Here is a 12,211-nt window from a genome sequence, read left to right as displayed (position 1 = left end):
TTACCATATGAAACTAGCTATATCGAATATCGCATGGACAAATGAAGAAGAGGCGGACGTCGCCGCAAAGCTGCGGGAGCTTGGCGTGCGCTACGTCGAGATTGCACCGACAAAGCGCTGGGACGATCCGACCAAGGCGACTCCCGAGCAAATTAACGAGTATGTCGAGTGGTGGAGGGGGTATGGCATTGAGATCGTGGCCTTTCAGTCGATGCTGTTTGCGCGCCCTGACCTAAAGCTGTTTGAATCAAGCGAACTTCGCAACGAGATGCAGCAATATATGGCTGACTTTTTGCGGTTAGCTGGGGATATGGGTGCTGGTCGGCTGGTATTTGGTTCACCAAAGAATCGACAGCGCGGTGCGATGTCAGTAGAAGAGGCGGACGGTATCGCAAGCCGTTTCTTTGCCGAGCTCGGTGATGTCGCCAAGGAGCATAACACCATGCTCTGTATCGAACCAAACGCCCCCCAATACAATTGTGACTACGTGACAACGGCGGATGAAGGCGCACGGCTGGTTCGTACGATTAACTCGGAGGGGATTGGCCTACATCTTGACACGGCATGTATGGCGCTGGCTGGCGATGATATTGGCGAATCGATACGAAACAATGGCGATATCTTGAAGCATTTTCACGTTAGCGCTCCGATGCTTGATCGAGTTTATGATCGAGACGATGTTGACTATCGCGCTGCAGCTGATGCGCTAAAGTCCATTGGCTATGAGGGTGTTGTGTCAATCGAAATGCGTCCGGGTGAACAGGGAGAGAGCGTGAAGCGTGTAGAGGACGCAGTATCGTTTGTGCAAAGCGTTTTTGAAGTGTAAGAGGACTGATCTGTCATTGACAAATTAAACTTATATGTTAAAATGATAGTATGAGTAAAGTTAAGAGCCCTCCTATAGAGGGAGCACCAGTTGTTATGGTGACGGGAACAAAGTATAATTATAATGATCTCCGTCACGGCCTCGCACGCATGACTGTAAAGAGATGTGTCAAAGACCATGAGCTGCCATGCGTTGTGGTTGATGCGTCGCCTGATCCGCGTATTGCAAAGGGGCTCGGTCAGCTTGGGGCTACCGTAGTATGTGTTAAACCAGAAGAAGGAGGAATTCCCAAGCAGCGACAGATTGGTGCGAGGTGTGTACTAGATCAAGGTGGAAATAAAATTATCACCTCCGAGCCAGAGAAAACGGGTATGCCAGATTTTGCAGAAGAGATTAGTAGGATGCTGGGGGATGGTGACTCACAGGATGATAATTCAGGGGATGGCCACTCAGTTGTCATTATCGGACGGACGGAGCGTTCGAAAGAATCAATGCCACCATTCCAGCGGCGTACAGAAGAATTGGCTGGCTGGGTGCTTGAACGTACGCTAGGTTTGCCGCCGGATGCGCTCGCTGGTCCACGAGGTTATAGTCGTCAAGGAATACAACATCTGCTGAGATACCCATCAGATAGACCGGGGATGAATAACTGGATTTATATGTATGATAATCCCCTAGCAGCAAGGGCTAATGGAGAGCGTGTTGGCGCAATTGAGGTTGACCTGATATATCCAGAATCGCAGGTTGAGCAGGAAACTGACAACCCTACTTTCGATAGGAAGCGGTATGAACAGTTTGCACTCCAGCTTGACTATTTGCTGAGAAGGCCTGAGGTCAAACAGCCAGCTTATGACTTGCGCAATATGGTGCTAGGGAGGCTTGCGCTGATGTCAGAACAGCCAACGGATAAGGAAATAAAAGAATTCTTTAACACACTAGAAGCCGAAGCTAGGGGCTTTGGCTATAAGAACAACAAGGATACACAGTACCTCAGTTTATAAATATTATTGGATGGACACGGAGTTCGCCAAAGAATAGGTGGTGTTTGTGTGCCTAACTCGGTATACTATATAGTATGATAGCTGTAATTATTGCCGGTGGTTCAGGCACGCGTCTCTGGCCACTCTCAACCTCTACTCAACCAAAACAACTTTTGGCGTTAACTAGTGAGCGCACCATGGTCCAACAAGCCTATGACCGGGCGAGAAAGCTCGGTGATACTATCTACGTGGTGACCGAGGCCAGCCACGCCGGGGCGCTGCGGGCACAGCTACCGGAATTGCCGGACGAGGCCTTTCTGATCGAGCCGGGACGGCGGGGGACAGCGCACTGTATCGTGTTTGCGCTGGATTATATCAATCGTCATCATGACCAGACTGAGCCGATTGCCTTCATTCATTCTGATCATAATGTGCGCGACACCCAAGGGTTTGCTCGTTCGTTTGCTACGGCAGGCCGGGTGTCGACCGAGCAGCAGTGCATTACGCTGATTGGCATTGAGCCGACCTTTCCGTCGACTGGATTTGGTTATATTCAGCGCGATGGAGTGATTGATGCTAGTGCAGGCGTCTATAATGTAGAGTCGTTCAAAGAGAAGCCTGATTACGAGACGGCGAAGCAGTATGTCGAGTCGGGAAATTATTTGTGGAATTGTGGCTACTTTGTTGGCTCAGTTGACGTGTTTAGGAATGAAATGCAGCGGAGTGCTCCAGATCTGTGGTCAAATTACCAGACGTTAGCGTCAATTGCTGACTTTGGTAGCGAGGCTTACAATCACGCGTACCTGGCGCTAGATAATCAAGTCATCGACATCGCCCTGATCGAAAAAGCTCATCAGCTGGCTATGGTATCAGCCAGCTTTGACTGGATGGACATCGGTAATTTCAAGGATCTACACGACGCGGTTACCAAGGATGAGGCGGGTAATTACGCATATGGTGACAACATTCATACCATCGACGTCGCCAATACCTATATTCGTAATGAGCAGCCAGACAAGCCGGTGGCGGTGATCGGCCTTGATAATGTAGTGGTGGTCAACACACCAGACGGTGTGCTGGTGGCACGGCGAGATGTGGCCGCCAAGTGTGGTGACATCGCAAAGCAGTTGCAAAGATAGCCCGGCAGCCGAGCCACGACCTAAAAAGTTATGGTCACAGGCGTAGTATCTAAGCGTGGATGAGCCAGGATCACCCTCTATGAGTCAGTGTCTTTGCGGCCATACTGCTCATACACCGCCAGCGTCTGCTCGGCCATTCGCTGCCACGAGAAGGTTTTGACGTGCTGTTTACCCTTCTTGATGAGGTCACGGCGTCGTTTCTCGTCAGTCAGAAGCTCGTCAATTGCCCGCGCCATATCCTCGACGCTATATGGGTCAAAGTAGTGAGCCGCCTCGCCATGCGTTTCCGGCAGGCAAGTGGCGGTGCTCGAGGCGACCGGTGCGCCGTGCAGCATGGCTTCGAGACCCGGTAGGCCAAAACCTTCGCTTAGCGACGGGAAGCAGTACACAGCTGTATGCTCGTACATCCAGCGCAGTTGCTCGTCCGACACAAAACCAGTGAAAACGACATTTGTAATACTGCGTTCAGTAACATACGCCTCATGGCGAGCGTAGTTACCGTCCTTTTTACCCGCTAATGCCAGTATCAACTCAGGATGCTTCTGCTGTAGTAGCACAAATGCATCGATCAGCCGCCGCAAATTTTTATGCGGTGTCGGTCGGCCAACATACATGATAAACTTTTTTCCAACCAGCTCCTTGACCGGATCATTGCCCTTTGGTAGCTCGTCGGCGGACTCAAGCGTCACGGTAATCCTGTCTGGACTAACTCCGGTAAAATCCACCAAGTCACGCTTGACAAAGTCAGAAATGGTGATGATATGAGCTGACTTTCGGGCAACTTTTTTGTTGACCCATTTATAAATTTGCTGCTTTATCCAGAAGACCATCGGGTTCTTGTCGGGGTTGTTGAACCGAACGGTGGTCAGGTCTTGCATGGTGGTGACGACTGGGCTGGCCCGGTACCACACGGGCTGCTGAACCATTGCAAAATGCACGAGATCTGGGCGCAGCTCCTCCAGCTGTTTCTTAAAACCTCGTTGCTCGGCAAACGAAAATTCAGCAAATGGACAGGCGACTTTCTGAAAGCGCGGGTTATCGGCCTGCCAGCTGTCCATATCCTTTGGCTTGAGCAAAATAATGTAGTCATTCTTGTTGTCGATTTTTTGTAAATAATGAATCAGCCGTTCGACGTAACGGCCAGTGCTCGTTCGCAGCGTACGAGCATCAATGGCGATGCGCATGAGCACCCCTCCTTTCGTTGGTTACAATTTTCTTTATAGCGAGTGTAAAGGCAGGTTCGGCAAATGGTTTGGCGGAGGCGGCGATGGCCCGCGGCGAGATCTGTTGACCAGGCAGTGTCTGGAGCGTTGCTACTAAGCTTTCAGCCGTTTGTTCAGCGAAAAACCAGCCGTTCTTACCAGGGTTGATATAGTCCAGTGCGCCACCGGCCTGATACGCTACCACCGGCAGCCCAGCAGCCAAGGCTTCAACTGGTGCGACGCCAAAATCTTCGTGGGCGGTAAATAGGAATAAGTCGGCTTGTTGGATGGCGGCAGCCCGGGCCTCGTCACTGACGTAGCCAAGAAAGCGCGTCGAGTCACCCGCCAGCTTCTCCAGCCGCTCGCGATCAGGCCCATCACCCATGATGTCGAGCGGCCAACCAAGCTGCTGGCAGGCCCGGATCACCAAGTCTAGCCGCTTCATCGGCACCAGTCGCCCCCACACCAGGCAGCGCGGTCGGTCGGGTAGCGTGACGGAGCGCGGCCTGGTTTTTGCGAGCGCCATAAAGCTGGTTGTTTGCACCGGCGGAAAGACGACGATGCTGTCTCGGTCATAAAACTGCTTGATATCGGCCTGAATGGCAGTGGAATTAGCTAAAAAGACATCAACCCGCTGCGCCGCCTGATAATCACGCCGCCGGAGGGGCCGGACCAGCAGCCGCAAGCCCAGTCGCGCCAGCCACCGCGGCCGAAAGCTCGGTCGACGCAGGTATTCCTGGTAGTGTCGCCAATAAAAATGCGTCGGCGTATGACAATAACAGATATGTCGTTGATCGAGGCGGGTAGTTCGGATAAACTTGGCCTCGCCGTTACCAGAGCTGGAAATGATAATATCAAATTGCTCTAAATCCAACCGCGCAAACCACCGCTGCCTGAGTACCGGCAGTAGTCGCCTGAGCTGGGCAAATGGCCAATGCTGTAAGTACCCGGTCACTACCTTGTTATCAAGCTTCTCTCGCCACTTTCGGGAGCAATACGAGGTATAAATCGGGGCGTCAGGATAGAGCCGGTGTAGCGCCAGAACAACTTGCTCGGCACCGCCGCCATACAACCAGTCGTGAACGATCGCGATGGTCGGCTGGGTGCGCATCAAGACTCCTTCTTAAAGATGACCAGGCAGGTCTTGAGGAGGATGGTGATATCCAGCCATAAACTCCAGTTTTGTACATAATAAAGATCCAGTCGCCGCCGCTCTTCAAAGCCGATACTGCGCCGCCCCGACACAACCGCTAGGCCAGTCAGGCCAGACTTGACCGTCAGTAGCGTGTGCTTTTTCTCGTAATTGCTCAGCTCGTGCGGCACCAGCGCCCGCGGCCCAACGAGGCTAATATCGCCCTTGATAACGTTAAATAACTGCGGCAGTTCGTCGAGGCTAAACCGGCGAATGAAACGACCGACTGGTGTGACGCGAAAGTCGTGGTTGAGCCTATCACCATTTTGCCGATATTCGTCGATCAGCTCCGGTTTGCCAATCATCGCGAACACCTCCTCGTCAGTTTTGCCGTCAAACTTGGCGTAGTGCGAGCGAAATTTATATACCTTGAACGGGCGATTAAACTGGGTTAAGCGTCGCCGCTGCTGTCCATGCATCAGTACGGGGCCGCGCGGGTCGCCGAGCTTAACGGCGATTGCCACCAGTAGCATAATCGGCGAGGTAATGATAATGCCGATGGTCGCACCGATGAGATCCATCAACCGTTTGACCACGCGTCCGTAGCCGGTGGCTAGCGGTGTTGGGTGAATGTATGCCAGCGGCACGGAATTGATAATCTCGACTGTATGCCGTGCGGTCATCAGACCGTCGAGGGCTGGCGCTTGATAAAAATCAAGATAGTGCTGCTCCGCCAAGTTATAGTGCGCTTCGCTGCGAGCAGTGTCGGTCTGAATAATGGCGTCAATCTTATCGCGAGTCAAGGCCGATGCCAATGTCGAACGCCGCAAACCCTTGAGCCGTGGCGGGATGAGTCCGTCTTTAGAAATAATAGCACTGAGGTGAAAGCCGGTTGACGGGTGGGCGCTGATAAACTCGGCCAGCGTTCGCGTCGATTCGGCATTGCCGACCAGCGCCACACGCTTGATGCCGATGTTTTTGCGCAGCAGATGCAGCCGCACGATATTGGCAGCGCTACGCAGGATGAGCAAGATGACAAAGCTGATGATCAGCGCATAAATCACCACCATCTTGGCCGGAAAGAGCGGTGTGTTGCTAAAGAAGCTAAAGGAGATCATCATCATGATGCCGCAAACCGCCGCCATACCAAGTCGCCAAAATTCGCGCAGCGGATGAATATAGTGCTCACGGTCGTATAGCCCAAAAAACGAGAACAAGACAACCCATAGCGGCAGCATCAGTACAATCGACGTGATAAACTCCAGCGCCCCGATTTGTACATGGAAAGGCCGCGTGTCGAGTGATACGCGCATGATGTATGCCGCCGTGAACGCACCAACTAGCGCCAGTACGTCCAGCCCGATCAACACCAATTTGAAGTAAAAATCAGAGTTCTTCTTCATGACCTTTGGGGTGATTATACAAGAAAATACCAATCCATGCAAGGCAGTGCACCGAGTTGATCAAGCTGCCAAAAAACCAAAAGTGGATAGTGATGGCCGTCGTTAACAGTAAGGCAAATCGCCCCCACGGTTTTAGTAGCCATCGGCCACTGCGCCATAGCGCGACGGCGAGCAGGGCTAGTAGCGGTATCATACCGACAACGCCAATATTACTCAGCAGCAAAACGTAGAAAATATACACCGTGTAATCGGTCGATACCGGTTGATGTAGCTGATGTTGGATAAAGCTGCCGAGATTACCAAGGCCAGTCCCAAAGAGTATGGTGCGTGGACTTGCTGCCCAGGCTCGGAGCGCCAGTCGAGCGGCGTTGAGTCGGTCATTAGCCGAAGCGGCGACGAAACCCGATGGCTGGAAATTGGCTGATGGTGCGAGCGGGTTTGGCTGGGCGGTGGGCGGTGACGGTGATGATTTCGGTGCCGTGGTCTCGTTGGTTGGTGGTGCTTGCGGTGAGGGTGTGCTGCCCGGCGTCGGGATGGTATTTTTCTGCGGTAATTTGATGCGGCCGAGCGACAACTGGTCAAGCATGCTCACTGCAGTATTATAGGCAATGTGCGGTGTGTTGTGATAGCGAACCACCGCTGATACCAGCAGTAGAGTGCATCCAACCACAAATCCGGCCGTGATGATGCCGAGTTGACGCCACGCATCGTGATGAGATGCCCGCGCCGCGTCAGTAGTATTGTCCCTATTTCTCCCGCACCGCTGCCAGCAGCGGACAACGCCGTACACGATGCCTGCGCCAATTACCGCGATAAACGCGCCGCGCGAGAACGTCAGACTGATCGCCACGCTGCTACCAAAAACGCTCCAGCCTGCCAGTCGCCGTTCTCGCCAGCACAGTCCGACGAACAGGGCTGGTAATAAGCTGCTTGCTAAAAATTGCGGCTCAGCGGCAAATAGATTGATCCTGACAAAGCCAAACACGCCGGCGTGACAACCTGAGCAGAGCGTACCGAATACCGTTGGTTCAATATGGGCGATGATGAGCTGCAGCACCGCTAACACACCGAATACAATGCCGCTCCACAAGCCAATTGTCATGAGGTGCCGCCGATCACTCGTCGATAATGCCCGGTACATCAGGGCGGCACACGCCGCGGTCAGCAGTAGCAGCAAGAGCGATGCCGTATATAATGCGGTACGTGCTCGGACATAGGACACTAACAGCCCAACGATACTGGTGATAGCCAGCATGCTAATGCCGAGCCACCACCATCGCCCTTGGGGCCACAGTCGCTGGCGCACCATTATGCCAAGACCGCAACCAACGACGCCGATCACCGCCACTTGATATAGTCCGATGCGAAACGACGGAAAATCAAGCATCGCCAGGCTGATGCTCGGCTGTAGTGACAGCGCGCCGCCAAACAGCACAGCAGCCAGTAGCCACACATGTATCGTCGATGATATTCGCTTCATCTCTTTAGTATAGCGCAAATAACTCGGGCGGGTTATACTAAAGGCATGCAGCCAACAAAAAAGCAAAAAATACTACTGGATTTCATCGACGGGTTTATCAAAGGCAACGGCTATAGCCCGACGCTGCGGGAAATTATGCGGGCGCTGGGGTATAAGTCAGTCTCAACGGTGGCGAAGCACGTCGATAACTTAGTGGCGGCCGGGATGTTAGATAAGCGCGACGGCGAGATACGGTCGCTGGTACTGCGGCAGGCAGAAAAAGAGGCGTGGTGGCAGAATTTAGTGAAGGAGATTAAGCAGCGGGAAGCAGCGGATGACGAGAAATCGCGCCTGGAGGCAGAAATCTTGAAAAAAGCCTTGGCAATCGTCCGCCGGTAACTTTACAACTGATTGAAAACTCGCTATAATACGACACGTATTCCGGGGTAGCTCAGCGGTAGAGCGGTTGGCTGTTAACCAATAGGCCGCGGGTTCGAACCCCGCCCCCGGAGCCAAGAAAAGACACTTCTAGGGAGGTGTTTTTTCTTTGCTAGGTAAGCGGTCACGAAGGGACGTCAAAGAGTCGAGCGGCTTACAGCAAAATTGCAGGTTGTTTGTCTATCATAAAACTATCACTAACAGAAAGGATGCTCATGAACAAGGTGCAAGCAAACGAAATCAACTTAACTACTAACGAGGCACTGGTGTTGCAGCAAGTCTATGAAGACGGCGGTGACGATGCGGCCATGTTGGCAGCACAAATGGGGTTGCCACGTCGAACGGCGATGAACGTACTGGCGGACTTGCGGCATAAAGGTTTGATGGCGATCGACCAGGCCTATGGCGACGCTTGGGTGCGACTAACCACGCGCGGCGCTAGTGCAGCGCATTTGGCCGGAAGCGCAGGCGATGGCCGTTTAAAATTTGCCTAATCTAAAGATTTTATTGTAGTTTGGTAGGCATGCCCAGTAGAAACACTTTTATAGGCTGTGCTATAATTTTACTATGACACCGCTGCTGGCTAGAAATTAAGAGAAACTATAAAAAAGATACAACACTGTAGGAATTATGAAAATCTGGCACTCAGGACGAGAATCAAAATTACTCGACGATATTATCGCCGGGCGGAAGACGGTTGAAGGTCGATTGAATCGCGGAAAGTTTGCCGAGTATCGAGTCGGCGATAAGATTCACCTGCGCCGCGATGTTCGCGATGCCGAAGGAATACTACACGACGGCGAACCAGATCAAGCACGCGTGGAGATTATCGCTATCCGCCACTACAATTCCTTTTTAGAAATGGTGCAGGTCGAGGGTTACCACCGTGTTATTCCGCACGCCACTAGTGCCGAAGCTGCCGCTGCCGAATACAACAAATATTATTCCGCTGCTGACCAAAAACATTATGGCGTGCTAGCAGTGGAGGTTCGCTCATTGCTTTAATCTTTCAGTATGGCTATAATATACTGAAGCCATAATGAATTTACTCTCAATCCATCATCATCTTCATGTGTAGGCAGGGGGTATTTTATTGCTGTTTTATGCCTCCTGCGGGAGGTTTTTTGATTGATTAATTTTAGGAAAGGAAATGTATGATACCAGAGGAATTACAGCCAGGCGATGAAGTGAGGATAGTTACGCCGGCGCGCTCAGCGAGTGATATTGACGAAAGAGTTTTAGATCGGGCGAAAGCGGCGTTAGAATCACTGGGTTTAAAGGTTACGTTTAGCAAAAATACTTTTTCTCGGAGTCAGCGAGGTTGCCCGACGGACGATGAAAAGGTTGAAGATTTACACGAAGCGTTTATGGATGAAAATGTGAAGTGTGTCTTGGCGGCTATCGGCGGATTTAATTCAAATCAGTTGTTAGGCAAAATTAACTGGCGGATTATTAAAGACAATCCGAAGATCTTTGGTGGCTTTTCTGATATCACCGTTCTTAATCACGCTATTTTAGCTAAAACTGGGTTGGTGACTTATGCGATGCCAAATTTCTATTGTTTTAGTTTGCCGCCGGAAAATAGTTATTCATTGGAATATTTTCAGCGGCGTTTGTTTGCTGATCAACCGGCAGAATATACTGTTCGCTCAGCAAAGCAATGGTATGACTTGCCGTGGGATTATGATGAAAAAATCGCCTCGCCGTAGTCAGCCAAATAGCGGCCCTGACATTATTCAGCCGGGCACAACCAGCGGTACGGTGCTTGGTGGTAATTTATGCAGCCTCGATCTACTGAACGGCACCGACTATTTTCCGAAAGTTGCTGGCGATATTATTTTGTGCATTGAGGATGATAGTTACGATTCTATTCCCGAAACAGTTGAACGAAACATTCAATCTCTAATGCAGCAACCGTTTTTCCGTCAAGTGAAAGCGATTCTGATTGGGCGTTTCCAGGCTGAGTCAAGAGCAACTGATGATGTCATTGGCGACATCATCCTTTCCAAAAATATAGCTGCGGACATTCCAGTTATTGCCAATCTAGATTTTGGCCACACCGACCCAAAGTTCACCTATCCAGTCGGTGGTCGTTGTCAAGTCGCGTCGAACGGCGGTGTTACAATTACGTTTCAGTGATTTTTCAGCTGCGTGTGGTATTATGCAAATGAGAAAGGATTTGATAGGTAAAACGTGAGACACATATCCTATATTATTAAAACCCGCCACATCCACTGCGTACGCCTCATCTTCCAAACCCTCTTTCAATGATTGGGTGATGGCGATGTTGTCTTCGATGATTATAATAGTTTGCTACTCAGGATGATAAGTAATCTCAACTATAAGATGAAGTAGTTGATTGGTATATGTAAATATGTCAGAATAAACTTTGATTATGAATGAGATTCTGTTTGATGCTTGGAATAATAACTTAAGAAGTCGTCACGATAGTTGTATTCATTGTATGGCAACTATTTCTCTTGCGGGAAACTATACCGAAGGCAACAAGTTAGTACGAGATAGTGAATTGAATCAGAATTACGGACAAAAGGATGCTTTTGAGATTTCAAAAATAATTGATAGATATCCGCGGAGGTCGATAGTGGTAGTTGGTTCGCCCGGTGTTGGTAAGTCAACCATTGCTCAGCACCTCAATGTTATTGACATGGATGATATGTTTGATACGATGCCAGTAAGCCTTAAAGAATATTTGCTGCATCATGAATACTATTTTGATCATGATCGACATAAAACGTGCAAGCGGACTATTCCTTTTAGGCAAACCGATAATTATTTGACATATCTAACCAGGACAACAAGACAACTTTCACTGTATGCCGAAGAGTTTTTTCGTGAACAGTTATCTCAAGGCGCTACTCTTATCGGTACTACTCCAGTTCATGCTGATAAAGCTGTCCTCCTCAAGGCTAGCAGCGATGATTTACTAAAAAACGTCGAGCTACGAAGTCGTACGACAAATCGAGAGATTGATTTTCGGCGCACATTGTATATAGGAGAGCTGATAGAAAAAATTACCCGAGAGATGTTCGCAGAAAATGACATTATTGTATATAATATGCAGTATGAATAAAACCAGCACCAAAGCAATAATCTTCGACGGCGACGGTACGCTGTGGCGACCTGCTGGCGCGGACAGAAACTCTCGACCCGATAATATCTACAAAGGCAATCAAGTTGAGAAAGATAGCTATAACAACTTAATATTGGTCGATGGTGTACGCGATTTTCTGGAAAATCTTCGTGCTCGCGGATACAAAATATTCATTGTCTCAGCCCATCCCGTCCCGGGGCCAGAAGCACTTGAAGAGCTGAAAGCTAAGATTGTTAATCTTAATATTGATGAACTAATTGATGGTTTCTTTTGCTCAGATGGCAGTGATAGGAACGGAAAAACGCATGTGATACGAGACATCATACAAAACTTCAATCTTGATCCTAGAAACGTGTATATGGTCGGTGATAGCTACTATTACGACTACGAGGCTGGCATTAATGCTAATGTAAATAGCTTCTTCATAAAAAACGATTATTGTAAGCAACCAGTACCGTTGCCAGATGATATACAGACTGTTGATAGTGTGACGGATTTGGCAGTGGAGTAGGGGATAGTA

The 12,211-nt window shown here is 50.1% G+C and carries 14 protein-coding genes and 1 tRNA gene; 11 read left to right on the top strand and 4 right to left on the bottom strand.

What is annotated here, in order from left to right; genetic code table 11:
• Positions 1-7 precede the first annotated feature (7 nt).
• The 3 genes from FBF27_04415 to FBF27_04405 all read left to right on the top strand — a co-directional run bounded on the left by FBF27_04415 (position 8) and on the right by FBF27_04405 (position 2,945).
• Positions 8-826 carry a sugar phosphate isomerase/epimerase gene (locus tag FBF27_04415; protein ID QJU09621.1) on the top strand — a complete coding sequence of 273 codons (819 nt, stop codon included), beginning with the start codon at positions 8-10 and terminating at the stop codon, positions 824-826.
• 50 nt (positions 827-876) lie between these two features.
• Positions 877-1,827, top strand: a complete 951-nt coding sequence (locus tag FBF27_04410) for a hypothetical protein (protein ID QJU09620.1) — start codon at positions 877-879, stop codon at positions 1,825-1,827.
• A gap of 74 nt (positions 1,828-1,901) precedes the next feature.
• Positions 1,902-2,945 carry a mannose-1-phosphate guanyltransferase gene (locus FBF27_04405; GenBank protein ID QJU09619.1) on the top strand — a complete coding sequence of 348 codons (1,044 nt, stop codon included), beginning with the start codon at positions 1,902-1,904 and terminating at the stop codon, positions 2,943-2,945.
• Between the two features lie 77 nt (positions 2,946-3,022).
• Here the strand turns inward: FBF27_04405 and FBF27_04400 are convergent, their stop codons facing one another.
• The 4 genes from FBF27_04400 to FBF27_04385 are packed head-to-tail and all read right to left on the bottom strand — an operon-like array spanning position 3,023 to position 8,162.
• Positions 3,023-4,129 (bottom strand): glycosyltransferase family 4 protein, encoded by a 1,107-nt coding sequence (locus tag FBF27_04400; protein QJU09618.1) that lies wholly within the window; start codon positions 4,127-4,129, stop codon positions 3,023-3,025.
• Positions 4,113-5,258, bottom strand: a complete 1,146-nt coding sequence (locus tag FBF27_04395; GenBank protein QJU09617.1) for a glycosyltransferase family 4 protein — start codon at positions 5,256-5,258, stop codon at positions 4,113-4,115. Before FBF27_04395 ends, FBF27_04400 begins: the two co-directional genes overlap by 17 nt.
• Positions 5,258-6,682 carry a sugar transferase gene (locus tag FBF27_04390; GenBank protein QJU09616.1) on the bottom strand — a complete coding sequence of 475 codons (1,425 nt, stop codon included), beginning with the start codon at positions 6,680-6,682 and terminating at the stop codon, positions 5,258-5,260. Before FBF27_04390 ends, FBF27_04395 begins: the two co-directional genes overlap by 1 nt.
• Positions 6,666-8,162, bottom strand: a complete 1,497-nt coding sequence (locus FBF27_04385; protein ID QJU09615.1) for a hypothetical protein — start codon at positions 8,160-8,162, stop codon at positions 6,666-6,668. The genes FBF27_04390 and FBF27_04385 overlap by 17 nt, the downstream gene beginning before the upstream one ends.
• 45 nt (positions 8,163-8,207) lie before the next feature.
• Here FBF27_04385 and FBF27_04380 point away from each other — a divergent pair, with 45 nt between their 5' ends.
• The 8 genes from FBF27_04380 (at position 8,208) to FBF27_04345 (ending at position 12,202) form a co-directional block, all read left to right on the top strand.
• Positions 8,208-8,540 carry a hypothetical protein gene (locus tag FBF27_04380; protein QJU09614.1) on the top strand — a complete coding sequence of 111 codons (333 nt, stop codon included), beginning with the start codon at positions 8,208-8,210 and terminating at the stop codon, positions 8,538-8,540.
• Between the two features lie 41 nt (positions 8,541-8,581).
• Positions 8,582-8,656 (top strand) — tRNA-Asn (locus FBF27_04375).
• A gap of 138 nt (positions 8,657-8,794) precedes the next feature.
• Positions 8,795-9,073 carry a hypothetical protein gene (locus FBF27_04370; GenBank protein QJU09613.1) on the top strand — a complete coding sequence of 93 codons (279 nt, stop codon included), beginning with the start codon at positions 8,795-8,797 and terminating at the stop codon, positions 9,071-9,073.
• 136 nt (positions 9,074-9,209) lie between these two features.
• Positions 9,210-9,584: an ASCH domain-containing protein gene (locus FBF27_04365; GenBank protein ID QJU09612.1), complete on the top strand. Its 375-nt coding sequence runs from the start codon at positions 9,210-9,212 to the stop codon at positions 9,582-9,584.
• Between the two features lie 149 nt (positions 9,585-9,733).
• Positions 9,734-10,288, top strand: coding sequence for a peptidase U61 (locus FBF27_04360; GenBank protein QJU09611.1), 555 nt, complete (start codon positions 9,734-9,736; stop codon positions 10,286-10,288).
• Positions 10,119-10,718 (top strand): hypothetical protein, encoded by a 600-nt coding sequence (locus FBF27_04355; protein ID QJU09610.1) that lies wholly within the window; start codon positions 10,119-10,121, stop codon positions 10,716-10,718. Before FBF27_04360 ends, FBF27_04355 begins: the two co-directional genes overlap by 170 nt.
• A 256-nt stretch (positions 10,719-10,974) precedes the next feature.
• A complete protein-coding gene (locus tag FBF27_04350) occupies positions 10,975-11,670 on the top strand; it encodes a hypothetical protein (protein ID QJU09609.1) in 696 nt (231 codons plus the stop codon).
• Entirely contained in the window at positions 11,636-12,202 is a 567-nt protein-coding gene (locus FBF27_04345; GenBank protein QJU09608.1) for an HAD family hydrolase, read from the top strand. Before FBF27_04350 ends, FBF27_04345 begins: the two co-directional genes overlap by 35 nt.
• The last annotated feature ends 9 nt before the right edge of the window (positions 12,203-12,211 follow it).

The organism is Candidatus Saccharibacteria bacterium oral taxon 488 (genome assembly GCA_013100805.1).
Lineage (GTDB): Bacteria > Patescibacteriota > Saccharimonadia > Saccharimonadales > Saccharimonadaceae > Nanosynbacter.
Note: the sequence above shows the minus strand (reverse complement) of the source record. Positions and strands in the feature narration are given on the sequence as shown.

Excerpts from the sequence above, each read along its gene's own strand:
- FBF27_04415 (QJU09621.1), top strand. The coding sequence starts at position 8 with ATGAAACTAGCTATATCGAATATCGCATGGACAAATGAAGAAGAGGCG.
- FBF27_04410 (QJU09620.1), top strand. The coding sequence starts at position 877 with ATGAGTAAAGTTAAGAGCCCTCCTATAGAGGGAGCACCAGTTGTTATG.
- FBF27_04405 (QJU09619.1), top strand. The coding sequence starts at position 1,902 with ATGATAGCTGTAATTATTGCCGGTGGTTCAGGCACGCGTCTCTGGCCA.
- FBF27_04400 (QJU09618.1), bottom strand. The coding sequence starts at position 4,129 with ATGCGCATCGCCATTGATGCTCGTACGCTGCGAACGAGCACTGGCCGT.
- FBF27_04395 (QJU09617.1), bottom strand. The coding sequence starts at position 5,258 with ATGCGCACCCAGCCGACCATCGCGATCGTTCACGACTGGTTGTATGGC.
- FBF27_04390 (QJU09616.1), bottom strand. The coding sequence starts at position 6,682 with ATGAAGAAGAACTCTGATTTTTACTTCAAATTGGTGTTGATCGGGCTG.
- FBF27_04385 (QJU09615.1), bottom strand. The coding sequence starts at position 8,162 with ATGAAGCGAATATCATCGACGATACATGTGTGGCTACTGGCTGCTGTG.
- FBF27_04380 (QJU09614.1), top strand. The coding sequence starts at position 8,208 with ATGCAGCCAACAAAAAAGCAAAAAATACTACTGGATTTCATCGACGGG.
- FBF27_04370 (QJU09613.1), top strand. The coding sequence starts at position 8,795 with ATGAACAAGGTGCAAGCAAACGAAATCAACTTAACTACTAACGAGGCA.
- FBF27_04365 (QJU09612.1), top strand. The coding sequence starts at position 9,210 with ATGAAAATCTGGCACTCAGGACGAGAATCAAAATTACTCGACGATATT.
- FBF27_04360 (QJU09611.1), top strand. The coding sequence starts at position 9,734 with ATGATACCAGAGGAATTACAGCCAGGCGATGAAGTGAGGATAGTTACG.
- FBF27_04355 (QJU09610.1), top strand. The coding sequence starts at position 10,119 with ATGCGATGCCAAATTTCTATTGTTTTAGTTTGCCGCCGGAAAATAGTT.
- FBF27_04350 (QJU09609.1), top strand. The coding sequence starts at position 10,975 with ATGAATGAGATTCTGTTTGATGCTTGGAATAATAACTTAAGAAGTCGT.
- FBF27_04345 (QJU09608.1), top strand. The coding sequence starts at position 11,636 with ATGACATTATTGTATATAATATGCAGTATGAATAAAACCAGCACCAAA.